Annotated in this window: 21 protein-coding genes; 13 read left to right on the top strand and 8 right to left on the bottom strand. The window is 34.3% G+C overall.

The features are described from left to right. The first annotated feature begins 324 nt into the window (after nucleotides 1-324). The 5 genes from HX005_RS10445 to HX005_RS10425 are packed head-to-tail and all read left to right on the top strand — an operon-like array spanning nucleotide 325 to nucleotide 5,911. On the top strand, nucleotides 325-1,074 hold the full coding sequence (locus tag HX005_RS10445) for a hypothetical protein (protein WP_286377308.1): 750 nt from the start codon (nucleotides 325-327) through the stop codon (nucleotides 1,072-1,074). Continuing rightward, on the top strand, nucleotides 1,075-1,980 hold the full coding sequence (locus tag HX005_RS10440) for a hypothetical protein (protein WP_286377307.1): 906 nt from the start codon (nucleotides 1,075-1,077) through the stop codon (nucleotides 1,978-1,980). Then, nucleotides 1,967-3,220: a glycosyltransferase family 2 protein gene (locus tag HX005_RS10435; protein WP_107008577.1), complete on the top strand. Its 1,254-nt coding sequence runs from the start codon at nucleotides 1,967-1,969 to the stop codon at nucleotides 3,218-3,220. Before HX005_RS10440 ends, HX005_RS10435 begins: the two co-directional genes overlap by 14 nt. Then, a complete protein-coding gene (locus HX005_RS10430; RefSeq protein ID WP_107008578.1) occupies nucleotides 3,217-5,070 on the top strand; it encodes a hypothetical protein in 1,854 nt (617 codons plus the stop codon). The genes HX005_RS10435 and HX005_RS10430 overlap by 4 nt, the downstream gene beginning before the upstream one ends. A 52-nt stretch (nucleotides 5,071-5,122) precedes the next feature. Further along, the gene (locus HX005_RS10425) at nucleotides 5,123-5,911 is read left to right on the top strand and encodes an alpha-amylase family protein (RefSeq protein WP_286377306.1); all 789 of its coding nucleotides are present in this window, start codon (nucleotides 5,123-5,125) and stop codon (nucleotides 5,909-5,911) included. Between the two features lie 2 nt (nucleotides 5,912-5,913). On the opposite strand, the gene wecB is transcribed toward HX005_RS10425, so the two are convergent. The 5 genes from wecB to HX005_RS10400 all read right to left on the bottom strand — a co-directional run bounded on the left by wecB (nucleotide 5,914) and on the right by HX005_RS10400 (nucleotide 12,026). Next, on the bottom strand, nucleotides 5,914-7,044 hold the full coding sequence (gene wecB / locus HX005_RS10420) for a non-hydrolyzing UDP-N-acetylglucosamine 2-epimerase (protein WP_286377305.1): 1,131 nt from the start codon (nucleotides 7,042-7,044) through the stop codon (nucleotides 5,914-5,916). Nucleotides 7,045-7,046: 2 nt separating this feature from the next. After that, nucleotides 7,047-8,294 (bottom strand): tetratricopeptide repeat protein, encoded by a 1,248-nt coding sequence (locus tag HX005_RS10415; protein WP_502872732.1) that lies wholly within the window; start codon nucleotides 8,292-8,294, stop codon nucleotides 7,047-7,049. A gap of 262 nt (nucleotides 8,295-8,556) precedes the next feature. Then, a complete protein-coding gene (locus HX005_RS10410) occupies nucleotides 8,557-10,209 on the bottom strand; it encodes an AMP-binding protein (RefSeq protein WP_286377304.1) in 1,653 nt (550 codons plus the stop codon). Nucleotides 10,210-10,278: 69 nt separating this feature from the next. Continuing rightward, complete coding sequence (locus HX005_RS10405) at nucleotides 10,279-11,250, bottom strand: ketoacyl-ACP synthase III (RefSeq protein WP_286377303.1); 972 nt, start codon at nucleotides 11,248-11,250, stop codon at nucleotides 10,279-10,281. Nucleotides 11,251-11,564: 314 nt separating this feature from the next. Then, nucleotides 11,565-12,026, bottom strand: a complete 462-nt coding sequence (locus tag HX005_RS10400; protein WP_286377302.1) for a nucleoside deaminase — start codon at nucleotides 12,024-12,026, stop codon at nucleotides 11,565-11,567. 730 nt (nucleotides 12,027-12,756) lie between these two features. Here HX005_RS10400 and HX005_RS10395 point away from each other — a divergent pair. From HX005_RS10395 to HX005_RS10385, 3 genes are all read left to right on the top strand, one after another. Then, complete coding sequence (locus tag HX005_RS10395) at nucleotides 12,757-14,661, top strand: DEAD/DEAH box helicase family protein (protein WP_107008585.1); 1,905 nt, start codon at nucleotides 12,757-12,759, stop codon at nucleotides 14,659-14,661. A gap of 489 nt (nucleotides 14,662-15,150) precedes the next feature. Further along, nucleotides 15,151-15,927, top strand: coding sequence for a ParA family protein (locus HX005_RS10390; RefSeq protein WP_107008631.1), 777 nt, complete (start codon nucleotides 15,151-15,153; stop codon nucleotides 15,925-15,927). A 16-nt stretch (nucleotides 15,928-15,943) separates the two neighbouring features. Then, complete coding sequence (locus HX005_RS10385; protein WP_286377301.1) at nucleotides 15,944-16,855, top strand: ParB/RepB/Spo0J family partition protein; 912 nt, start codon at nucleotides 15,944-15,946, stop codon at nucleotides 16,853-16,855. A 58-nt stretch (nucleotides 16,856-16,913) separates the two neighbouring features. Here HX005_RS10385 and HX005_RS10380 read toward each other — a convergent pair whose 3' ends face one another. The 3 genes from HX005_RS10380 to salA all read right to left on the bottom strand — a co-directional run bounded on the left by HX005_RS10380 (nucleotide 16,914) and on the right by salA (nucleotide 20,577). Continuing rightward, a complete protein-coding gene (locus tag HX005_RS10380; protein ID WP_286377325.1) occupies nucleotides 16,914-17,804 on the bottom strand; it encodes a LysR family transcriptional regulator in 891 nt (296 codons plus the stop codon). 65 nt (nucleotides 17,805-17,869) lie between these two features. Beyond that, nucleotides 17,870-19,231: an MFS transporter gene (locus HX005_RS10375; protein ID WP_107008588.1), complete on the bottom strand. Its 1,362-nt coding sequence runs from the start codon at nucleotides 19,229-19,231 to the stop codon at nucleotides 17,870-17,872. A 59-nt stretch (nucleotides 19,232-19,290) separates the two neighbouring features. After that, nucleotides 19,291-20,577 (bottom strand): salicylate 1-monooxygenase, encoded by a 1,287-nt coding sequence (salA, locus tag HX005_RS10370; RefSeq protein WP_286377300.1) that lies wholly within the window; start codon nucleotides 20,575-20,577, stop codon nucleotides 19,291-19,293. A 338-nt stretch (nucleotides 20,578-20,915) separates the two neighbouring features. On the opposite strand from salA, the gene HX005_RS10365 reads away from it, so the two are divergent. The 5 genes from HX005_RS10365 to HX005_RS10345 are packed head-to-tail and all read left to right on the top strand — an operon-like array spanning nucleotide 20,916 to nucleotide 24,923. Next, nucleotides 20,916-21,920 (top strand): phosphotransferase family protein, encoded by a 1,005-nt coding sequence (locus HX005_RS10365; RefSeq protein ID WP_286377299.1) that lies wholly within the window; start codon nucleotides 20,916-20,918, stop codon nucleotides 21,918-21,920. Continuing rightward, nucleotides 21,917-22,243 carry a hypothetical protein gene (locus HX005_RS10360; RefSeq protein WP_286377298.1) on the top strand — a complete coding sequence of 109 codons (327 nt, stop codon included), beginning with the start codon at nucleotides 21,917-21,919 and terminating at the stop codon, nucleotides 22,241-22,243. The genes HX005_RS10365 and HX005_RS10360 overlap by 4 nt, the downstream gene beginning before the upstream one ends. A gap of 2 nt (nucleotides 22,244-22,245) precedes the next feature. After that, complete coding sequence (locus tag HX005_RS10355; RefSeq protein WP_286377297.1) at nucleotides 22,246-22,977, top strand: histidine phosphatase family protein; 732 nt, start codon at nucleotides 22,246-22,248, stop codon at nucleotides 22,975-22,977. After that, nucleotides 22,974-24,134 (top strand): acyl-CoA dehydrogenase family protein, encoded by a 1,161-nt coding sequence (locus tag HX005_RS10350; RefSeq protein WP_286377296.1) that lies wholly within the window; start codon nucleotides 22,974-22,976, stop codon nucleotides 24,132-24,134. The genes HX005_RS10355 and HX005_RS10350 overlap by 4 nt, the downstream gene beginning before the upstream one ends. 24 nt (nucleotides 24,135-24,158) lie before the next feature. Beyond that, on the top strand, nucleotides 24,159-24,923 hold the full coding sequence (locus HX005_RS10345) for an SDR family NAD(P)-dependent oxidoreductase (protein WP_286377295.1): 765 nt from the start codon (nucleotides 24,159-24,161) through the stop codon (nucleotides 24,921-24,923). Nucleotides 24,924-24,952: the final 29 nt, after the last annotated feature.

Genomic DNA, 24,952 nt, shown 5'->3' with positions numbered 1-24,952 from the left:
CAACTCAGTGACACAACACATGCATTAATTTATATTATTTATAGACTAATTTTTAATCTTAGTAGAAAAAACCGACCGCTTTGGAATTCAATTTTTCTTTTAATCAAAAATTTGTACAAAAATGTATAAAGTTATCCTAACAATTTTTCAAACTTCAAATATCTAAAATAAAAGTATATTGATCATCTGCATTCATAAATCATAAAGTTATAAAAAATTGTTGCTATAAATTATGAAATTTCAACAAATTTGCGGTGGTTATTTCTTCTATTTTACGTTAAAAAATAACCAATAACGAATATTTGAGCATTGATATTAATCGTAATGAAAACACGTACAGTGCAAACCACCATGTCGTGGATTCTCACGGCACATATTTTCATAGCAATTATTGCTTATGAATGGTTACCTGCATCTTTTCGAGGCAGTTGGATCTTTATTTTCTTGCTATTAATTGCAGGGAGTTTCTTAACTGTAGGATGGGCACTCATTCTCGGTTTGGTCACCTTTGTTGCTGTGGCTGTATACTTTCTTTTAGACTTAGCAAACCAAACCTATATTGAACGCCAATTATTATTACTGTTTATTATTCCAATTACACCTGTCTTACTGAGTGCGATCCGTCATAACTTACAAAGCAGTTCAGATAATTTCCATTCAGTTGAAGTTTATCAACAAAAAATTCAATACGATGTTTTACCTTTGTCAGCCCTAGACAATGTCAAAACTGAACTGAATAAAATGCTTGAAAAAGCATTGATTCCACAATATGAAATCTTTCAAATCCTCATTACCAATCACAGTCTTATTGAAGATATGCTTGGTGCTGATGTCTGGAAAAACACACAAAATCAAATTATTGAAAAGTTAAATTGTCCTTCTAATGAAATTTCTTTTCATTTTATCAATCAAGAATTAAGTGAAATTTATAGCATAGTAATCCGCGATTCCAAACAACAGGAATATCCAAGTTTTATTCAAAATTTAAAAGATATCGCAACACTTCGTCTCAACATCAAACAAGAGATTATTCACAGCTCCTCAGTCAATCAAATGATATCAGGAGAGCGCTAAATGTCTGTCCTACTCAATGTATGTGGTCTGATTCTTTCTACTCAAACGATACCTGATATAACACTTATACAGTTTTATCAACAATACTACTATTGTGATATTCAAGTATTAGCTCAAGAAGATACACCGCCTCTTGCTCCTCAATATCCTATTTCAGCCTATTTTCCAAATATTCGACAATGGTGGCCTGTCTTTACCATTGATCAAATTGGCAGTGCCAGTTATAAACGCATCATTCAGCATGGCATTAAACCTGGGCTGATTTTGCCCAATGAATATTTTAACATCCGTAATTATTACAAAGCTAAAAAAGCAGTGAGCGAAGGTGCTATTCCTCTTGCACTTTATGAATCAAGACAGCCGCATTATTTTGCTTCTAAAGCAACGTTTTCTACTGCGATTGGCTTACGCCCTTTAGGTGCTTTTACCACCACAGGTTGGGACAATAATTTAAATCTACAACCTGCAGGTACTTATATTGTTCAAAATCAAAATAACAATACCTTACCCTTACCCACACGCGAAATTCTAGATAGATCACATTATTTTTATCATGCTCAACAGAACACAGAACAAGGAAATGGCTATCAAGTAATTGTTAACCCTTCAACCTCAATCAGCTTAGATAATATTCGTTATCCAAAGCTTGGAATTGCATGGACTTTTAATGACATTGATTACCTCAGTACACCTGAGCAAATTCAAACCAATGCTTTTGGTTATTTATTTATTGTTTTAAGTACTGTTGTGATCCCTCTCGATTTTATTTTGCCACGTACTTATCCCGATGTACTACGATTTTTTGGCAGTTCAATTTCTTGGATTTCCTTACTTTTAGGTGGCATTTTACTGCTCATTTTCATTGTTTCAATTTTTAGAAAAGTGAGATCTCATGGCGCCGATTGATATTTTATTTCTATTTGGATTTCTCGGGATATGGATACCACAAACCTTTTGGGCATGGTTGAGTTATCAAGCTTGGAAATATTCCAAAACAGCAGAACAGGAATTAAATCATCTTCCTGTTCCTGAAGAATGGCCATTTTTAAGTGTACTCATTCCTGCGTATAACGAAGCTGTGGTCATTGAAGAAACTTTACATGCTATTGCGAAGCAAGACTATCCTGCTCATGCTTATGAGGTTTTACTCATTAATGATGGTTCTAAAGACAATACTTTAGAAATCGCTGAGCGCTTGGCTCAACAATATCCGTGCATTAAAATCGTGAATGTTCCTAAAGGCATGGGCGGCAAAGGAAAATCACGTACATTAAATAATGGTTTACCTCATGCAAAAGGTGAATTAATCGTGGTTTACGATGCCGATAGTACACCTGAGCCTAACTGTGTCAGACTTTTAGCTCAGACTTTGCTTGCAGACAAAAAATTGGTCGCAGTCAATGGTAAAGTGAGAACGCGAAATTGGGATGATAGCCCTTTGACACGTTTTATTGCGATCGAATTTATTTTTTTCCAATGGATTTTCCAAGGTGGACGCTGGCAAAGTTTTGAACTTTCTACCTTAATGGGAACCAACTATGTGATTTGGCGTGATGTACTCGAAACACTTGGGGGCTTTGATGAAAAATCTCTCGTCGATGATACAGAAATGAGTTTCCGAATTTTTCTCGGAAAAAAAAGAATTAAATGGGTACCTTATGCAATCGGTTGGCAACAAGACCCACCTTCACTGAGTGTTTTTATTAAGCAACGTTCACGCTGGACACAAGGTAACTTTTACGTCACTCAGAAGTATTTACCTGTTGCAATTCGGACTCCTTTTCCAATTGGTATCGAAATTTTTAACAATATCATGTGCTATATCATGTTTGTGCCTGCATTAATCTGGAGTCATATCACGCTCATTATAGGGTTATTAGGTATTGCTGGTGTCAGTGTTCCAGGTCCATTCACCTTTTTATGGGCACTCTCTTTTCTGCTTTATGTCGCACAAATGTGGTTTACCCTTTCTTTGGAAAAAGCACCTACAAAATTATATGGTTATTCCGTTCTTTCTTATATTAGCTATTCGCAAATTTTTCTTTTTATCGTTGCCAAAGCGGCTTACGAGATGCTGAAAAATAAAATTCAGGGTAATTCTTTACAATGGTACAAAACAGAACGCAGTCAGGAGAAGAAAAAATGAATATTACATTCAATACCTTAAAACACTCATTACTCACTGCATTGACTTGCGCTAGTGTATTGATCGCACCAACAAGTTTTGCCATTACGTGGCAACTGGATGATATTAATACCTCAACCAAATATACAGTTGAATCACATTATTTTTATGTAGGTAAAGGTTCGCAATGGCAAAATGTCAAATTTTCTGGAGATTATTCAGCCGAATACTATACAACATTGGTCATTAAATATGATGACAAGCTGATCTATAACACCACGCTGAATGGTAAAGGACAAGTTTCATTTCCAATTCCAGACAGTAATACAGGCTTTCATCGTTTAGATTTTATCTTACAGCAATATGCACCAGCTATTAAACAGGACTCCAATCGAACAAATTTTTGTCAGGAAGATGTTGATCGAGTAACCTATTTAACCAATTCAAAACTTGATTATGATCGTTATCGCCCTATTTATAAAATCAAGGATTTACCTGATGCTTTAGCCAACCCTCAATTGGTACGCCCCACTCCTTTTATTGGTTTATTGCAATACAATTCCAATAATCCACTTGAAGCAGCCATGTTGGCGCGTCTAGCAACAACAGTGAATTCAGTTACCCCTGTAGAATGGTATGAACGAAAACTTCCTTTAGGTGTCACAGAAGCCCCAAGTTTTGCCCTCAAAATTGAGCCTGTAGATACACCGCTTATTGGTGGTGCACAAGCACATATTGGTGACGATAATGAACAAAAAATTCCCACTTTAACCATTCGTTATCACGAAGCGAAAGAATTAGAAGCAGCAATTAATGGTCTGACAAATCCTGATTATATTCGCCAGATCGACACAGCAGATGCATCACTGCCTTTATCGTTAGCTTCTCCAAAATGGGCAGAGTTTCGACAGTTCAACAACTTAGCAGATCTCGGTATTGCAGACTTCCGTTTAGGGCAAGCGAATAAATCGCTATTTTTAAATTTTCCTGCTGTGTGGGATCCAACAGACATTTTACAAGGACAACTTGCGCTCAGAATACAAAGTGGCTTATTGCCTGGTTCAAATATCACCACATGGATTGATGAAGGCTTAGCAGGAAGTATGAAATTGGCAGAGCTGGGTTCAGACCCCGTTGACCACCAATTTAACTTTTTTGCTAAAAACGTTTCAAATTTAACAAATTATGACTTTAGAATAGAAAGTTCAATTATCACCAATAACCAATGTCTTCCATCGGCAAATGGCTCTATTTGGATTGACACCAAAAAATCAACTTTGACACTGCCTCATCGTTTAAAGAATGGTGTAGCTGCACTGTCTATGGCACTGGCAACCCATCCAAGTATTGCGATTGATCATCATGATGGTAGTCTTGGTATGGCGATTATTTCCATGCAGACTGCAAAGAAAATGCTCCTAGGCGCAGGTCCAATTCCTTTAAAAATTGTAGATCTAGAAGCTACTGAAAAACGTGCAGTAAATATTTTAGTGAATAAGAAAAAATATGATCAAATTCTTGCCATGCATCCAGACTTGATTTATCAGCCAACTTCGAGTCGTGGCTATATTGTAAATTATCATAATGATCAATATGAAGTGATTGCAGACTCGACCGAAGGTGCACAAACGTTTATGCGCACATGGTCTAAATTACAGCCGAGTATTCCTAATAATATTACATCTTTATTTGTTGCTGAAAATGGCAACTTCTATGTATTAGAAAAATTGATTATTGGAACACCAAAAGCACCTTTAGTACAGCAATCCTCCTTATTTATATTGATTGTTGGCATTATTTCTCTCATGATCATAGTCATGATAGTTTGGTGGTTTAAGCAGAGAAAAAATGCAAAAACGAAAAACAATTAAGATATATTACTTATCTTTTTTGACATTATTTTTAATGCTTATGGGTTGCGTTATGTTTCAACAACCAAATCATACACCTGCACATATTGTAGGTGTATTTTGGCAACCTGACTTAAAAACCACACCACCTCAAGGAAGTTGGCAACGTTTAGGTGCAACTACATTTATACCGCAATGGTCGATTGTCGATGCTCAAACATGGATGCAAGAACTTGATACTCCTCAATGGGAGAAAACTACAACATTAGCAAGTTTAAAGAAACAAGCTTGGGCAAAGCATATTATTTTAGGTTTATCTGGTGAATATAACGAAACCGAAGCCCGTAAAAATATCGCTTTGCATTATCAACAAGCACAAATCATTATGCAGAAAAACTTACCTGTTGATGCTTATTATTTTCCTATTGAAGCCGATCCGAGTTGGTCAGATGTTTATAAACTTGGTGAAGCCTTAAAACAATTACCTCGTTCAGTTTGGGTCAGTATTTATAGTGCCGAGGTCGAACCTGTGCGTTATGATCACTGGGTCAAAAGTTGGTTACCTGAAAAAGATAAAGTGTTTTTTCAAGATGGTGTGGGTGTAGGTACTCGATCACCGACACAAGCTTTAAAAGTCTATGAAAACCTTGAAAAAAATTTAGGATCATCACGAACAGCAATTGTATTAGAGGCTTTTCGCCCTAAAGCACAAGGTGGATTTAGAGCGGCATATCCTTGGGAAATTATTCAACAACTCAAAGCTTATGAAGGCAAAACGGTCTACCTATTTGATGGTCCACATTATTTAAATCGTTGGACAGTTTATACCGTACAGCTTTGGTACAAGCTGCATTATTCATAATATTATTCTTCTGCAATTGTATCTAAAATTCTTTGCGCAGCTTGCCCATCCCCAAAAGGATTTTTAGCCTGCGCCATCGCAGTATAATAATTTGGATCTGTCAGTAGTTTTTCAGCGTGTTCTATGATCAGTGCTGTATTGGTTCCAACCAATACCCCTGCTCCAACATGCAGAACTTCAGGTCGTTCAGTCGTATCACGTAAAATGAGCACAGGTTTATGAAAAGACGGACTTTCTTCTTGTAATCCACCTGAATCTGTCATAATAAATATTGAACGCTCAATTACTGCCAATAAACTAGGATAATCTAATGGTTTAACCAAATGGACTTGTCGATGTTCTGCAAAACGTTGCTGTACCACATCATGTACTGCTGGATTCAGATGAACTGGCCAAACAAAATGTAAAAATGGATGCTGCGTAATGAGTTTTTCAACCGCATCACAAATATGTTGAATACCTTCACCAAAGTTTTCCCGACGATGTGCTGTAATTAAAACCACCTGATCTTGTTCATCAAGAATAATGTTTTGTTGTTTAAGTAAATCCTGATGACTCGGATCTTGTTGTATCAGCTTTCTTCCAAGGTGAACAGCATCGACTACAGTATTTCCAGTTACCGTAATTTTTTCAGTAGCAATATTTTCATTTAAAAGGTTATTTTTAGAAAGTTCAGTCGGGGCAAAGTGCCATGTTGTTATTCTTGAAACGATTTGGCGATTGCCCTCTTCTGGAAATGGATGATCCAAATCATAAGAACGCAGCCCTGCCTCTACATGTGCAACTGGGATTTTCATGGAAAAAGCCACTAAACCCGCAGCAAGTACAGTGGTGGTATCCCCTTGTATGATCACTGCATCTCGTTTTTTGCCATCATTAAAAACATCTTCAAGTTGAGTTAAACCATGCCCCAATAATTGATTTAAAGTCTGCCCTGCATGCATCATGTGCAAACGTTGATCAATTTTAATCTGAAAAAACGTGATTGCATCTCGAACCAATTCATCATGTTGTCCTGTAAAGATCACCTCAACCTCAAAACGCGGATCACGCTGAGCCAATAAAATCACTGGCGCAAGTTTAATCAGTTCAGGACGTGTACCAAAGACAATCGAAATCAATTTTTTTGACATGTTTAAAAATCCTTATAAAGCACCATTTCCACACGTGTATTGTTGTAGTGATCTTGTCCATTGTTGTCGTCTTTCAGATAATATCCATACAGACGTTCTAAACGTAATTTCACAGGAAGATAATTAAAAGGTTGCCAAGCTATTCCTGGACCAACTTCAAACAGATTGTTATAACTTTCACCTTCACTATCGGCTAATGTATGTAATTTGGCATAGGCTTGTACTGTGCCCACCTCTCCACGATACAAATTAAAACCTGAACGTAATCTTAAGTCAGCGATGACGTTATAGTCTTCTCTAGAATAGGTCGCGACATTGCCATAAAAATCTGTAAAATAATCATTGAAAATATGCCGTTGTTCAAGATTAGGATTGGCATACCACTCTTGATACGCTGCTGCACCAGCAGTAATACTTTCTCTAAATTTTGAACGTGTTTTTTGGGGATTGTTATTCTCAGGTCGATCAATCAAATCATAACTTCCGCCCACTTCTGCATAGAAACGCATAGGAACAGTTTGCCAAGGTTGATAATTTACACCGAATCCCGCAACGACGGCATTTTCATCAAAAATTTTAGTTTCGGCACTATTGCTGTTATTCAAACCTGTAGATTGTGTATCTCGATTAAAACTTAAAAAACCATAAAGCTGCGCGCGCCCTTGATCATAATTTTTACCATACCGTATTTTTAAAGGAAAAATCCCATCATCGAAGCGTGATTCATAAGAAGGGGCAAAATAAATATCTTTAAATGTTGATTTTACTGCAGTTCCACCACTTAAATTATTTACCGCCTGATTTGCCTTATCAGCAATATCCATTTGCTTTGAATGGGTTAGCTTTTTAAATATAGGTAATGCTTCATCATTACGTTGTAATTGATTTAATAAATAAGCTCGTTGTAACTGCAACTGTTCATCTTCAGGCGCTAACTGTGTTGCACGTGTCACACTGAACAAAGCTTGCTCAGGCTTTTGCTCTCTGATTTGTAAATAAGTTAAACTTTTCCAGACTTTAATATCTTGTGGTGTTAATTGGCTCAGCTCATTGAGAATTTCTTCAGCTTGCTTAGAATCTGTTTGTTCTATCTTATAAAAATGATCCCAACGATCATAAATAGGATTACCTGGTTTATAGTCCCCAACCAAATCTGCTGCATAGACTTGCGTATTTAAAAAAGTAAAACTAGACACCGTACAACCTACAAATGCCATACAAGGTATCAATAATTTAAAGGAGTTTTTCATTTCAAACTTCCAATGGAAACTCATATGAGTATATGATTTTTTTAATAAAAATTAATCAATTTTTAATCAATACAACATTTTTTTTCAAAAATTAAAATAATTTTACATGTCACTTTGAAATTGATTTTTTAGAAAAATAATATTCTATATGAAAAAATTGGAAAAATATTGATCATAATCAATACTTAAAATAAATATGATAATTCACAATACTCTTCCAACTTTATCAGTATTTTATATAGAAAATACTTTAAACATAAATTTAGATTTTTTCTAAACGTTGCTCTTCAAGCATTTTCTTTAATTTAAACTTTTGAATTTTTCCTGATGGTGTCATTGGCATTTCATCAACAATTTCTAAAAACTCAGGAATATATTGCAGTGCGACCTTTCGATCTTGTAAAAATTTAACAATATCTTGTACAGTTAACTGTTCATTTATATTATTTAATTTAATTACCGCACAAGCACGTTCTCCCAATCTAGCATCAGGATATGGGACTAAAGCAACACTAGAAATATTAGGATGTTGATATAAAAGAGATTCTATTTCAGCAACAGGAATATTTTCTCCGCCACGAATAATTAAATCTTTCTTACGCCCACAAATGCGTATATAGCCCTGATCATCTTGAACCGCAATGTCTCCAGTATCAAGCCATCCATCTAAATCAGTACTATTTAAATGAGGACGTTTTAAATATCCACCAAAATTTGAGCAAGCACGAACCATCAAATTCCCTGATATATTTGCTGTGACCCTCTGCCCTTGTTCATCTACTATCTTTACTTCCATTCCTTTTAAAGCAATACCATCTGTATTATATGCACGCTCCTCATGATCACTCAGCATTGTTGTCGTAACAGCACCGCACTCTGTCATTCCCCAAGCTGAGATAATTTTCACTTGTAATACTTCATATGCTTTTTGCACCAAAGACTGAGGAATAGGCGCACCAGCACATAAAAAGGTCTTTAATGTATCAATAGAATTCTTTTTTTGACTTTCAATAATATAACAGGACAAGTCATTTAAAAATGGAGTTGATGCCATAGTGAAACTGACTTGTTGGGCTTCAATCAATTCAACTGCTTTAGCTGTATCCCAAATATCTTGTAAAACAACTTTAGCTTTGAGTTCTATAGGCATAATCAAACCATACATAAAACCTGTTTGATGCGCCATCGGTGAAGGCATTAAAATAACATCATCTTCCATTAATTCCATACGTTCAGCATAAGGAATAATATTAGAATATAAAGTATTTGAAGAATGCATCACTCCCTTAGGCTCACCTGTTGTGCCCGAAGTAAAAATTAATTGCGTGATATCATCTGCACTGCTTTCAATTTTCTCAATACGATTAAATTTTTTTTCTAAACCATGTTTAATCAATTTCTGATCAAAACTATTTTCATCATCCCCGTCAACAACAATAATATGTTCTAAGGTCTCAATCTCAGATTTTAATTTATAAGCTAATTGTTCATGGTTAAATTTTCTAAAAACTTTAGGTACAATCAACATTTTTGCTTCTGAATGCTTTAACATAAATGTTAATTCGTTTTCCCTGAAAATTGGCATTAATGGATTAATGACCACACCAATTCGACAACATGCTAAATATAAAATGGTGAATTCCCACCAATTTGGCAATTGACATGAAATAACATCATCTTTACCAATTCCTAAAGATTGCAACCCTAAAGCAACTTTATGGCTTAAGTCCCACAACTCTTGATAAGTAAATTGTTTTTCAACATTTTTTTCAAATTTAAAGCTGACTAAAGCAGTTTTATTTGGACATTTTTCATATGCCATTTGTAAAGAATCAATTATTGTTTTGTCCAACCAAAGTCCAGCATTAATCATCTGATTACGTCTTGGTGCAATAAGCTCAGCATCAAAATTCATTTTGAGATTCCTTTTCATAGTCATGAAAATTCAAATGTGTTATGTCATTTATTTTTACTTAAATTAATTTTAAAGCTTCCATAACATCACACCAGCTTGATATCCTGCTCCAAGTGTCCAAAAAACGATGATATCGTCCTTTTTTAACAATCCCTTTTCCAATCTACTTTTATAAGCAAGAAAAAAACTACTCACTCCTGTATAACCATATTGATCTCCAATGTACTCAATTTTTTCAGTTGGTAATTCCAATTTTTCCTGAAGAATATCAATATTTGATTTAGTAAATTGTGATAATAAAAAACATGAAATATCATCTATTTTTAAATTATTATTTTTTAATAATTGCTGTAAAGCTTCTGCTGCAAACTCAACACTTTCCACTCCAGAAAATGGTGACCAATGAATTTTGTCATCTTTATGGCTTTGAGATAATCCTTGAGGTGGATAAACAATAGTATCCTTAAAGCTACTATCTGTTTGATATAATCTATCAATCATTCCTGACTTTTCAAACGTTTTCTCTAAAATGATTGCTGCTGCTGCATCACCAACAATTGTAGATGGAATAGGCATTTTTTCATCTCCAATTTTACTCAGATAATCAGAACCTATCACTAAAGCCCGTTGATAACTCTCCTTAGAACCTAATAAAATGGAGGCTTGTTCTAAAGCTACAAACATTCCTAAACAATTTGCATTAATATCGAAACAAATACACTCCTTCTTCACACCTAATTGAGCATGTAAAATTAATGCATTGGTTGGAGATAAAAACTCTAATGTTGTAGAGGAAAAGATAATAATATCAATATCATTCCCTGTTATATTATGGTTTTCTAATGCTCTTTTCGAAGCTGTAATCGCCATTGTTAATGAGTTTTCATTTTCATCATTAATGACAAATCTTTTCTCCCTTCCTACTTTTTCAAAAATTTCACTCAACATTTTTTTATTTTCAAATTTATTAAAATAATAACTGTTGTCTCTTGATGTAAATGGATGATAAGTACCCACAGCAGCAATTTTAATACCGTCCATAATATGACCTAATATTTAAAAAAATAGACTATGCGTGATTTATCATGTTAAAGCGATAGTAAACTATAAAGACCATTGTAAATAAATGTTATTAAAATCATTAGCTTGAAAGTTTATTAAATATTTTTAAATTAAGTTTTATCATTTGAGAAATCAGTAATATTATTCTTAATAAAAGTAAATTAATTGACAAATAAAAATTAACTTTTAGATCAAATTTATTAAAATAAACAAGCCTATTCATTAAACCAACAGTCTTGTTTAATATAAAATTTTATATTTTTTATATAGTTAAATTTAAAAACAGACTGAAATCAAGATTTCCAATACGCATATAAATGTGGTTTATCTTCAAAACGTACAGGTACATATTCAATATTCATTGATTGTTCTGCAAAAGGTTTTGCTAGATCTTCATAAATTGCTTGAGTTGATAAACCATACTGTTCTGCATCTGCATTTGAGTGTGCATAATATACTGATTCAATACCAGCCATACGCATTGCTGCCATACACATTGGACAGGGTTGTCCGCTAGCAAAAACTGAACAGCCATTAAGATTAGCTGTATTCAAATTTTGACTTGCAGCGCGAATTGCTAATAATTCAGCATGTGCTGTTGGATCATTTGTAGTCAGAATTTGATTTACACCTGTAGCAATAATTTTATTATTATTCACTAACACAGCACCAAAAGGTCTTCCTCCTTTTTGAGCATTTTCATAAGCTAACTCAATCGCTTGTTTAAGAAAAAACGTTACATCTTCAACTTTCATATTTTATTTAACCTATTTCCATAAAGAAATTATTATTTCTCTAAAACATTATAAATTTCAATACTTTTTTTTAAAACATGAAGTAAATTAGAATAGTTTAGTTATCTTAAATCAATAAATTTTTTTTAACAATCTAAATATTTTTAAATTTAAAGCTGTTGATAACTTTTATTTTATTTTTCTAAATTAATAATAGTAATAAGGAAATGTCAAAAAAATTAGACAATATTTTTTTAATTATAAAATAAAAACAATAACTTAATTAAGTTATTACCATTCTAAAATTTGTCTAATTTTTTTAGAGAGTTTTAGTTATTTTATTTGATTTTTAAATTTAAACTTTGAAGTGTTGTTGCGACTTATCCACATTATTTTTGTTTCCCATAAAGACAGAGCAACGACAGATTCAAAGTGCTACTTATAACATTGATAAATATTAACATGTATATTTATGAATCATTTTTAAATATCAAATGCTGAATCGGGAAATTTTTTGTCTAATTTTTTCTAAAAAACTGCTATTTTTCGTAATGAAATGCTAAATTTATTAGACACATAAAATTATAAAAATAATTATATATCAATTAGTTAGTTTAAAAAATATTCTTTAAATGTCAAAAAAAATAGTTTGACATTAATCTATTCATTTAGTAGAGTTCTTTGTCATACGAAAAAGCGTAATGATATTGCTTTAGATGAAAATATAAGACCTAGTTAGGTATATGGATAAATGGATTATCAAAGTTTAATTATTGACAATACAGTAAGTATTCAGGAATGTATTTCAGAAAATACAATAACAATACATGCTGGTGATTCATCTAAGCGTTTATCAGATTTAATCCATGACTTTCCTGATAATTGTTATATCAATAAACAAATAACAGGATGTGGTGGTACAACTTTAGTATTGAGAAATAATGTAGATTATGTTGTTTTAGTACCTTATGTAAATTTATTAAAATCTAAAGTTGCTGATAATGAACATATTAATACAATAAATTTAATTAAACGTGGTGGAAAATGGGTTGATAATGATGATGAAATTACTGCTCAATTAACTGATCGCTCAAAACCAAGAAAAATAATATGTACTTTTGATTCACTACCTGCATTAATGAAAATTAAAGGATTTATTCCAAAAGAATTTAAGTTATTGGTTGATGAATCACATACATTAGTCAATTTAGGTTCATTTAAGGCTCCAAAATGCGAATATATTTTACAAAATTACTCTAAATTTCAAGCTTTTGTATTTTTAACTGCGACGCCAACAAAAAGAGAATATTTTCCTGACATGATTAGTCATTTACCTTTGTGTACGATTGAATGGGAAAACGTTAGAGTTGTAAAATTTAATTTACAAAGATTAGAAAAAGGAATAAGTATTAACAATGCCCTCTTTAACTTATGTTTAAGTTATTTATTGGGTCGTGAAGAAGGTAATGCACATATATTTTATAACTCCGTAAATGAAATCACAAAAGTTATGGAGTGGTTAAGTAAAATAGTGGGTACAGATGGAAAAGCTGTCTTTAATCGTGATGATATTCGTCTAATTTGCTCTAAATCTGCTAAAAATGAAAGTAAATTAGACACAAAATTAGGTGCATGGGGCTTAGTTGATGATGTTGTAGAAAAGCCTGTAGGAAAGTTGAATTTTTATACAAGTACAATGTTTGAAGGATCTGACATTTTTGATAGCAAAGGTAAAACATATATTATTATTAATGGTTTACGAGATTATACAAAAGTTGATTTTCACGTTTTAATTCCTCAGATTTGTGGGCGTATCCGTGATACACAATATAGTGAATATGTAAATATTTTACTCAGTAATGTACCTGAAGTTGCAAGCTGTACAAAAGATGAATGGCAATCGACAGTATTAACTAAAATTAAAGGCTCTAATGATTTATTAGAAGCATTGAACAGCCCAGTAAATAAAGATAAACCTGCTGTAGTAAAAGCTTTATTAGATAGTATTGGTAAAGATCCATACATATTTTTAAATGATGATACTAAACAATTTTATGTATCAGATGTCGCATTAAAGTCAGAGCTACAATCTTATGAAGCTATGGAGGCAACCTATGTTGTACGTGATGTTGAAGGTGTCGATCATAATGTTTCGGGATATTCAGCATCATTTCGTGAATTATTAAATGATGAATCAAAGCAAGTTCAATTTACTAGCCCAATTTCAGGAATGTCTAAATTACTCAGTGGCTATCAAAGCTTTAGTGAAACTATGCAAGAATATGTAGAAGCTAGAGAAAAACCAGATGAGCAAATTTATACATTAATAGATGCAAGAAATATGATTTTTAATAAATACTATATTTCTTTGGGTGCAGAAAAAATAAAAGCCTTACGCTTTAGAAGTAAAGATATTTCTGAGCTTTATGAAGCTGAATTTGCAACTTCTGATAATAAACGTACGATTCAGGCAAGGTTAGCACTAAGAAATGGTGAGTTTATTTCAAATGTAGATGCTAAAGAAAAGCTCAGAACGATTTATGAAGCCTTAGAAATTAATAAAGCAGCAAAAGCAAAAGATTTATTTGATTGGTATGATTTAAAACCAACCAAAGTTAAAGGTGTGAATGGCTTAATTGTGACTAAAATTAAATAAGAAAGTAAATCGTTAGCTTGGAAATACTTTTTCAATTAAATTAAAAGCTAACATTTTATTGTTATTGAAAAATTCTGTTTGAATAAACTTGATACTTAGTTAGCTATTGAATCATTTTATTTTCATGAAAAACTCTTTCATACAATTTATCGTGAAGGAGATTTCATTACAGATATTAGTGAATTTAATTGGCAGAATGGTTTATTTCTTTTTTTAGAGTAAGAAATAAATTCTGTTAAATAGCAAATTGAAATTCAGAAAATTTATGATAATAAAAGCTGTAGCAAGTTGCTACAGTATATTATGATTGATGAGCGTAAAATTCAGCTTGAAAATATTTAATCAATTTTATGCTTCATACCGAGATTTTATCAATTAAACGTATAGCCATTTTAGAGCATGGCACGACTTTAATATGAATTAAGTGTAGCAAGTTGCTACAAACTTGACTATATTACAATAACTCAAATGAGGTTTATTATGATTGGTATATCAACTAAAGTCATTGCTGTGGCAAACCATAAAGGCGGTTGTGGGAAAACTACAACAGTAGTTCATCTTGCAGCCGAATTAGCAGATTTAGGAAATAAGGTATTAGTGATTGACTTAGACCCGCAAGCCAATGCGAGTTTACACATAGGATTACGTCATCCTAGCGAAGTAGAAACAACGTCTGCTGAACTTTTGGTTGGAGACTTAAGTTTACTATCAGATGCTTTAGAAGAAGAAACAAACTTTAAAAATGTTTCACTTATTTATGGTTCACTTAACTTAGGTAAAACAGAAGATCAACTCAAAGATGATGCTGCAAGACCATCAGAGGAACTTTCTAGTAAGTTAGAACTACTTAAAGGTTTGTATGACTATATTTTGATAGATTGCCCACCCAGTTTAAAACTATTAACGAGTAATGCTTTAGCTGCATCTACACATGTCATTATACCCATTGAATCAGGATCTCAATATGGTTTATATGGGGTTACTGACTTAATTAATCATTTAAGTAAAATTCGCAGAATAAATCCTGAGTTAAAATTGTTAGGTGCATTACTCATTAAACATGATGAACGCCAGAACGTCTGTAAATTGATTCGAGATGAAGCTTCTACTCAAGTGGGTGAATTGCTCAATACCACTATTCCAATGAGTACTAAAGTGAATCAAGCAGCTATTTTGCAGCAATCACTTCTTGTCTTGGATAAAAATACTAAAGTTAGAAAATCTTTTCAGCAACTTGCTAAAGAAATTGTAAGTCGTGTGAAATAAGACTTTTGAGGATATTATGGTCAGTACTAAAGAACTCTTAGCGCAACGTTTGCAACAAAATACACAAAAGCATCAACTTGCACAAAAAGAACATGTTAATGATGTTAAAGAGTTACGTCGCAATGTTCAAATTAATGATATACAACCCAGCCCAAATCAGCCCCGTAAAGTCTTTAATCAGAATGATATTGAAGAATTAGCTGCATCAATTGAAGAGATTGGTTTATTACAGCCTATAGCAGTGCGCAGACTACACGATAAATATGAGCTGATTGCGGGTGAGCGTAGATTAAGAGCACATCAATTTTTAAATAAAAATATCATTGAAGTTATTGTGATTGATGCTTCAGATGAAGATGTTGCTTTATTAACATTAGCTGAAAATTTAAAACGTGAAGATCTAACAGATTATGAAATTTATGTTGGACTAAATGGTTTAGATGAAAAGTTAAAAAAGAATAAGCAAAAGTTAGCTAAATCTTTAGGTATGAATCGTGAAGATATGTATAAATATCTTTCGTTTGAAAAATTACCTAAAGAACTTATTGATGATTTAGAACAACAGCCAGCATTACTTGCACGAACTGCTGCAACAGCAGTCAAAAAGTTTTTATCAGATTATGCAGAGCATGATTTTGCTAAGGCTGCTTTATTGGAAGCATGGCAAAAACTACTGAATAAAGAAGTTGAACAGACGAAACTTGCGTTATTTGCAGAGAAAATTTTAAAGTCAAAGCAGACCAAGCAACCCATAAAAACCTCGATTGTACATAAAATTGAATATGATGGAAAAGTTGCAGGTAATATTAAATTTGATCACAGTACTTTAAAAGTATCTCTAAAAATGAATGAGCTTGATGAAAAAAGTTTGTCAGATTTAGAGCAATTTTTAAAAAACTTGCTGATAAAGAATAAAAAATCAGTGTAGCAATTTGCTACACTTTTTAAAATGAACAAACAAAAATTAAATGTAAGCGTAGTGTTATTTATAAAGTACTAAAAATATTTTTTAAAATTGAACAAAACCATTTACGAGCTTCTACATCATCTCTATGGTTATACCAGTTTACACTGACATTAAAAGGTCGAACTTCAAAAGGAAGCTGAAAAATATTTACATCAGTATTGCTTTGATATACGGCAGCAGCGCGTGAAGGTAAGGTAACTAAAAGATCAGAGTTCTTAACAATATTTTCTAATACACTAAAATGTGGAACTTCTAACATAATTTTTCTACTATAACCTAGCTCTTTAATTCTTTGATCAATTTCAATATGACCCGTAGATGATTTAATTGAAATATGCCTTTCATAAAGGTATTGGGTTAAGTTAAGCGCTGTTTGAATACGAGGATGGTTTTTATTGGCAATACAAACATAATGCTCTTCAAATAAATTACGAGACTCAATTTGCGGCATAATAGTGTAGCTGCTATTAAATACAGCAACATCTATAAAACCTTCTATTAGCCATTCTTCGACTTTATCTGAATGGATTTCTTCAATTTCTAATTTTATGTTTGGTGCATGTTGAACAAGATATTGCATTAAAGATGGTAATAAGCAGATTTCACCTAGATCAGAAACACCTAAACGGAAAGTTTTATTTGATGTGAATGGGTCAAAGTTTTTTGCTGAATCAATTGCAAGATCGATTTTGACAATTGACTCATAAAAAGTAGGATAAAGGTTTTCAGCCAGCTTCGTGGGTTTAACACCAAATTTATCACGTATAAAAAGAGGATCATTTAAAATTTTACGTAAACGATTTAAATTATAAGTCACAGAGGGTTGGCTGAGGTTTAAACGTTCGGCTGCATGGCTAATATTTTTAGTTTGATAAATAATGATAAAGACTTTAATTAAACTCAGATCAATCAATTTTGTATCCCTATAAACTTTGACATTAAAAAAGAGGGCTATTGCCCTCTTGTCACATACTGTCAATAAGCAATTTTACTATCGATGCATGTTTCCTTTGCAATTCGTTTATTACGCAGATAAATCGCAGTAACACTAAATACTGCAATCATACATGGGATTGCCAAAGCAATAAAATTATATTGTACGGGAAGGTTTAGACTCAGTAGCCAACCACATAAAATTGGACCTAAAATCGCGCCTAAACGTCCTACGCCTAATGCCATTCCTAAACCAGTAGCACGAATATTAGGAGCATAATATTGTGACATATAAGCAAGTAATAAAATTTGTCCGCCAATCGATGCTGCTCCTGCAATGGCAACACAGAGATATAAAAGCATTGTAGGCAAACTATAACTTAATAAAAATAAAGAAATGGCTCCACTTACAAATAAGATCAGCAATACTTTGGGTAGACTGAATTTATCAGCAAAAAAACCACCAAAGATAGCACCTAACATACCACCAATATTGAGTGCAAATAAAAAGACGAGACTTGTTGATAAATCATAGCCAGCTTCAATCATTAATTTAGGCAACCAATTTCCTAAAGCGTAAACTAAAACAAGAGCCATAAACACACTGGCCCAAAACAATAGTGTTGTGATTCCTCGACTTTCAGAAAACAGGTCTTTTAATGGTGACTGTGATGATTGTTGATTTTCTTGATGTAAATGTACTCTTGTATCAAGATTAGTTTGAATATTAGGATCAATTTGCTTTAAAATTTTTAATGCTTGCTCATTTTTTTGTTGACGTACTAAATAGTCAATTGACTCAGGTAGAAGTTTCCAAATGATAGGCAAAAGAATCAAAGGTAATCCACCTAAAAGGAACATGATTTTCCAACCATAGACAGGAACAAGCCACATTCCTAATAAAGCAGAGCACATTCCTCCTACTGCATAACCACTGAACATGAGTGAAACCAGTGTAGATCTGAGTCTTTTTGGCGCATATTCAGTCATCAGCGTAATTACGTTTGGCATAACACCACCTAAACCTAATCCTGCGAGAAAACGATAAAATCCAAATTCATTTGGTGATGAAGAAAAGCCACATAACACTGTACAACCACTAAAAATAATAATACATACTGCAATTAATTTTTTACGACTGAAGCCATACTTCTCTAATTTATCGCTTAAACTTCCAAAAATAATGGCACCAAACATCATGCCAAAAAGTGCTAAACTTCCTAAAAATCCAGCAGTCATGGGGTCAATTTGCCACTCGTGCATAAGCTTAGGTAGAGCAACACCATAAATGACCAAGTCATAACCATCAAAGATAATAATAAGCGCGCTGAGTAAAATTACACGCCAATGAATACCTTTAAGTTTGGCATGATCAATAATTTCGTTTGCATTTAATGTATTCATAAAGACATCCCTAGTCGATGAAACATAAAATTAAAAATAAAAAAGCTGAGAGATTAATCTCAGCAGCTTTCCAGTTGAGTTTTAAGGACAGCATGTAATTGTGTTTTAGCATTTAAAACATCCTGTTCTAAATCATGTTGCCATAACCAATCAAAGCGATGTATTAAGTGTTCACCTACTGCGGTAAAATTAGCAAATTGTGGTGCATATAATTCATAAATTTCTCCAGATTCACGAGAAGTATTCTGAGTTTTTATTGCTCTTTCCTTTCTTATTTCTTCATAAATGCTAGAAATGTCAGAAAGATGTTCAATACTGACTCCTGATACACTAAATAATTGCGCTAAAATCAAAGCATCCTCTAAACCTTGTCCTGCACCTGCGCCTTGATGAGGAAGCATGGCATGGGCAGCATCACCAATCAAAATGACATTTTTATAAATATTTTGATAAGTTTCTAAAGGCTCTATTTCATGTAATGCCCAAATCGTTGGATGATCAATTAAATTGAGTAATGCTTGGGTTCCTTGCCCCCAATCATGAAAATCTTTGAGCATGCTTGACTGATCTGTTGGCATAGTCCATGGCGTATGATCAGGGAGTGTGGTCTGATTGCGGTCAGACTTAAAGGCTACAATATTAATTTCTTCGCCTTGACGAATCGGGAAAGTCAAAATGTGTTTATCATGACCTAATAGCATTTGTGGTACATCAGCTAATTCTGGATCATGACCTAAACGAGAAATTTCCTGTTTATAGTCAGCATATTTAACAATACCACGATATGCCCACGTTCCTGAAAATCTAGGTTTAACTTGTTCTAAACCCTGTGACTCAAGTACATGTTGGCGTACTACAGAATGAATACCATCACTACCAATAACATAGTCACATTCAAATATGTCACCCTCTTCAAAAAAGATCTTTGCACTTTCTTCAGTTGCTACAACCTGTTTTACACGTTTATTAAAATGTACATGTTTTTGATCAACTAAAGGAATGAGTGCATCTAAAAAATCAGCACGATGTACAGAAGACTGTCCGATCTCTGGTGCTAGTGAGGCAGAAAGATATTCATCTGTATAGCCATTACGCCATTGAAACCAAATATCTTGATAAGGTGCTTTGACTTGATCTGCGATACTTTCATATTCTTGACCTAAGCCAAGTAAATGAATCGCTTTAACGGCATTTGCTCCAAATGAAATACCTGCACCAATTTCTGAGAATTGTGGTGCAGATTCAAATAAATATACGTCTAAATTTTTGTTTTTAACTAAATTTGTTGCAAGTGCTAAACCTGCGATGCCTCCACCAATGATAGCAATTTTGATTTTTCGATCCATGATTTAATTCCGAGTGAATAACTATGAAATCTATCATTAATGATTTTTTTTGATAAATCCAATTTATATTTTTTTGAATAAACTATTTAAAAAGTTGATAGATTATTAAATTAATAAATGCATGAAACAATAAATAGCTGAGTTCAAATTTTAGACTTAATGATTATAATTGAAATCATATTTTTCAAATTTGAAATAATTTTGCAAAAGTGAAAATATTTTAAAAGTATAAATTATTGAAAATAAAATAAATTTTATATGGCACACTCTTTGCATTTACAAAATGAAATATGGGAATCATACCCTGTGGAAAATGCAACACAAAAAGGAAATATGTTATGGATGGCACTCAGTTGCAGGCATTGCAAACGCTGTTATTGCACAAATTAGATATTCACACCGCCTCACCCATGCCAATTAAAAAACTCAGTGGTGGTGCGATTCAGGAAAACTGGGCGATTCAGGGTCAACGTGGACATGCCGATTATGAAATTGTCCTTCGCAAAAATGCCGAAACCAGCGTCGAAGCCAGTTCCGACCGTAAACAGGAATATGACTTATTACAGCGTTTATATGAACTGAATGTTCGTGTACCTGAGCCCTTATTGTTTCAAAGCAAAGGTGATACCTTAAACAGTGATTTTTTTGTGATGCAGAAAATAACTGGCATTGCAGAAGGGCATAAATTGGTACGCCTGAAACAGCCTGAGCTTCAAGTAACGATTTTACAGGATATCGGACAGCGACTTGCAGATTTGCATGCCATTTCTGCGGACGCTGAAATAGAAAAAATTATTCCAAAACCGATCAAAGCCGATTATTTAAATCAGTCAATTGAATTGTTGCAATCACACCTACATAAACTGAATCAGCATCATCCAATTCTGGAATTTGCGCTGAAGTGGATGCAACAACATCAGCCTGTGATTGATGATCTGGTATTGGTACATGGTGATTATCGTACGGGCAATATCATGATAGACCATGATCATGTGTCGGGCATTTTAGACTGGGAATTTGCCCATTGGGGCGATCGCCGGGAAGATATCGGTTGGTTCACCGCAAAATGCTGGCGCTTTGGTCAAACTACCCAAGTCGCAGGCGGCATCGGTGCATATAAGGATTTCATGCAAGCCTATGCAGAACGTGCAGATGTCTTTATTCCTGAATTTGAATTGAAGTTTTGGCATATTTTGGCGCATGTACGTTGGGCGATTATCGCACTGCAACAAGCCAATCGTAATCTGGATAATAAGCAGCCTTCGCTGGAACTGGCATTAACTGCATTTTTAGTACCACAACTGGAAAAAAATATTCTCGATATTCTGGGAGATAAAGAATGAATCAAACTCAGATTTTACAACTGATCGAGGCAAGCCAAGCCACTTTAAAACATGAGTTGCTAAGCAAACATCCCGAGTCGAAATATCATATTTTGATGCTACAACGCAGTTTTCAACTGGTCAAAAATTATATTGAAAGTGCGGCACAAAATGAACAACAGCAGTTGAAAATTTTACAGGATTATTTCCAATTTCCTGTGCAGGATCTGGAGCAAAGTACAGAGCAGTTATGTGCAGAAATGGCGAAGCAATCTGACTTACAGGCGTTGCAACTTTTACAGCAATTGAATCAGCTTGATTTGAATATGACCAAGGCAGGTTAAACATGTCGATGGTACGTCTTTATCTGGTTCGACATGGTCATGTTGATTATTTCGATGCCGCACAACAGCCGATCAATCCGAAATATGCACCTTTATCTGCTCAAGGTCAGCAACAAATTCAATTGCTTGCTGAGCATTTACAAGCCATTCAGATGGATCAGATTTTTTCTTCAACCATGCCCCGTTCAATACAGACCGCCGAAATTTTGGCAAGGCAACAAGCTCGAAAAGATATTGATTCTTATGATGAGATTCGTGAAATTAAATCAGGTCGGCTCAAGGACATTCCTGTAGATCAGGCAGAAGTGCTGATTAAAAAAGCTTATTACCCGAAAAAATTTGCTTTGAATGGATTTTTGCAAGGTGAGTCATGGACTGATTTTGAAACACGGGTGATCACATGGTTTCAGCAGATGTTGGCACAGCAAAGTCAATCTAAAGCTGAGCAGGGTACACAACATATCTTGGTTTCTGCGCATGATGCGGTCAATCGAATGGTGCTGAACTGGGTACAGGGCTTACCACAACATGATGTTCAGGTACAGGAACAAAATTATGCTTGTCTGAACATTATTGATTTTTATCTGCAAGATCAGCAAATCGTGGAAAGTCGGATTTTACTACAAAATTTTACTGCACATAACATTTTAAAAATAAATGAATCTGAAAATGCTTTGGATCATGTTTACAACATTTATATGCGTACCAATGGATTTAAAGGGGAAAGGGTATGAAGACGCTGAGTCAGGATTTAATTGAATTACAACAAAAAGTTCGCAATTTTATTCAACAGGTGGTGATTCCTTATGAGCAAGACCCACGTCAGGACAGTCATGGTCCAAGTGCTGAATTACGTGCTGAATTGATTGAAAAAGCACGTGAACATGGTTTGCTGACCCCGCATGCAAGTGTGGAAATGGGCGGACAAGCGTGGACACATGTACAGAAAGCCGTTGCCTTTGAGGAAGCAGGATATTCTCCGTTGGGTCCAATCGCGATGAACATTCATGCACCCGATGAAGGCAATATTCATTTGTTGGATATAGTCGCGAGTGATGCACAGAAACAACGTTGGCTCAAGCCGATGGTCGAAGGCAAAATTCGTTCATGCTTTGCCATGACTGAACCTGCACCCGGCGCAGGCTCTGACCCTTCCATGTTACTGACGACAGCAACATTGGATGGTGATGATTATGTGATTAATGGACGTAAATGGTTGATTACAGGTGCAGATGGTGCTTCTGTGGCAATTATCATGGCGAAAATGGAAGATGGTTCTGCCTCGATGTTTTTGACTGACACCGATGTAGAAGGCTTTATTCTGGAAAAAAATATGAATGCGATGGATTCCTGTTTTGCAGGTGGTCATGGCATTTTACGTTTTGAGAATTTGCGTATTCCCAAAGAAAATGTCTTGGGTGAAATTGGCAAAGGTTTTAAGTATGCACAGGTACGTTTAGCTCCTGCACGTTTGACTCATTGCATGCGCTGGTTGGGGCAAGCCCGCCGTGCGCATGATATTGCCACTCAATATGCACGTGAACGCCAGTCTTTTGGTCAGCGTTTGGGAGATCATCAAGGTGTTGGTTTTATGCTGGCGGACAATGAAATGGAGCTGCTTAGCACACGTTTGGCGGTGCATTATTGTGCGCAAGTGTTGGATTTGAATGATAAAGGCAATTATGAATCTAGCTTGGTTAAAGTGATCAGTTCAGAAAATATCTGGAAAATTATTGATCGTAGTTTGCAAATTTTGGGTGGGCAGGCGATTACCGATGAAAACTTAGTCTGCAAAATTTTTAAAGATGCCCGTGGCTTCCGTATTTATGATGGTGCCAATGAAGTACATCGTATGAGTATTTCAAAAAAATTATTAAATGGGAAAATTTAAGATTAACTTCAAGGAAGAAAAAGCATGTTTGATTTAAAAGGAAAAAATATTTTGGTGACGGGTGCTTCAAGTGGATTGGGGCAACACATTGCGGAGTTTTATGCGCAACAAGGTGCAAATATCATTATTTGTGCCCGCCGTGAAGAGCGTTTACAACAGTTGCAAACGCAGTTGGAACAAGACTACGGTATTCAAGTGCATCGCTATACATTTGATATCAATGACCGTACTGCGGTTCAGACAATGTTACAGGATTTAGAGCAAAAACAAGTACATGTAAATGTCTTAATCAACAATGCAGGTGTGGGCGATTCCAAACGCTTTTTAGACTATAGCGATGTAGATTGGGATGTCATTGTGGGGACAAATTTAAAAGCACCGTGGATGTGCGCACAGGAAGTCGTGTCGCATATGGTGAAGCAAAAAGTGGCGGGTTCCGTCATTAATATTACCTCGATTTTATCTGAAAGCATTAACTTGGGGGTTGCTCCTTATTGTGCATCCAAAGCAGGACTCAAACATTTGACCGAAGCGATGGCGGTTGAATTGGCACGTTTTAATATTCGGGTCAATGCGATTGCACCGGGTTATATGGTCACTGAAATTAATGAGGATTATTTAACGAGCGAAGCAGGACAAGCCATTTTAAAACGCATTCCGATGCGTAGATTTGTTGAATTTTCCGATTTAAATGGCGCACTATTACTGTTAGCATCGGAAGCAGGTCGAGGAATGACTGGCGTAGAAATAAAAGTAGATTGTGGACATAGTTGTTCAGCCATTGCATAGCGGTTTGCTGAACAACAGAGAAATATTAT

This window comes from Acinetobacter sp. R933-2 (assembly GCF_030325485.1).
In the GTDB taxonomy this organism is placed as follows: Bacteria; Pseudomonadota; Gammaproteobacteria; order Pseudomonadales; family Moraxellaceae; genus Acinetobacter; species Acinetobacter sichuanensis.
The sequence above is the reverse complement of the archived record's forward strand: the minus strand, read 5'-3'. Positions and strand labels throughout refer to the sequence as shown.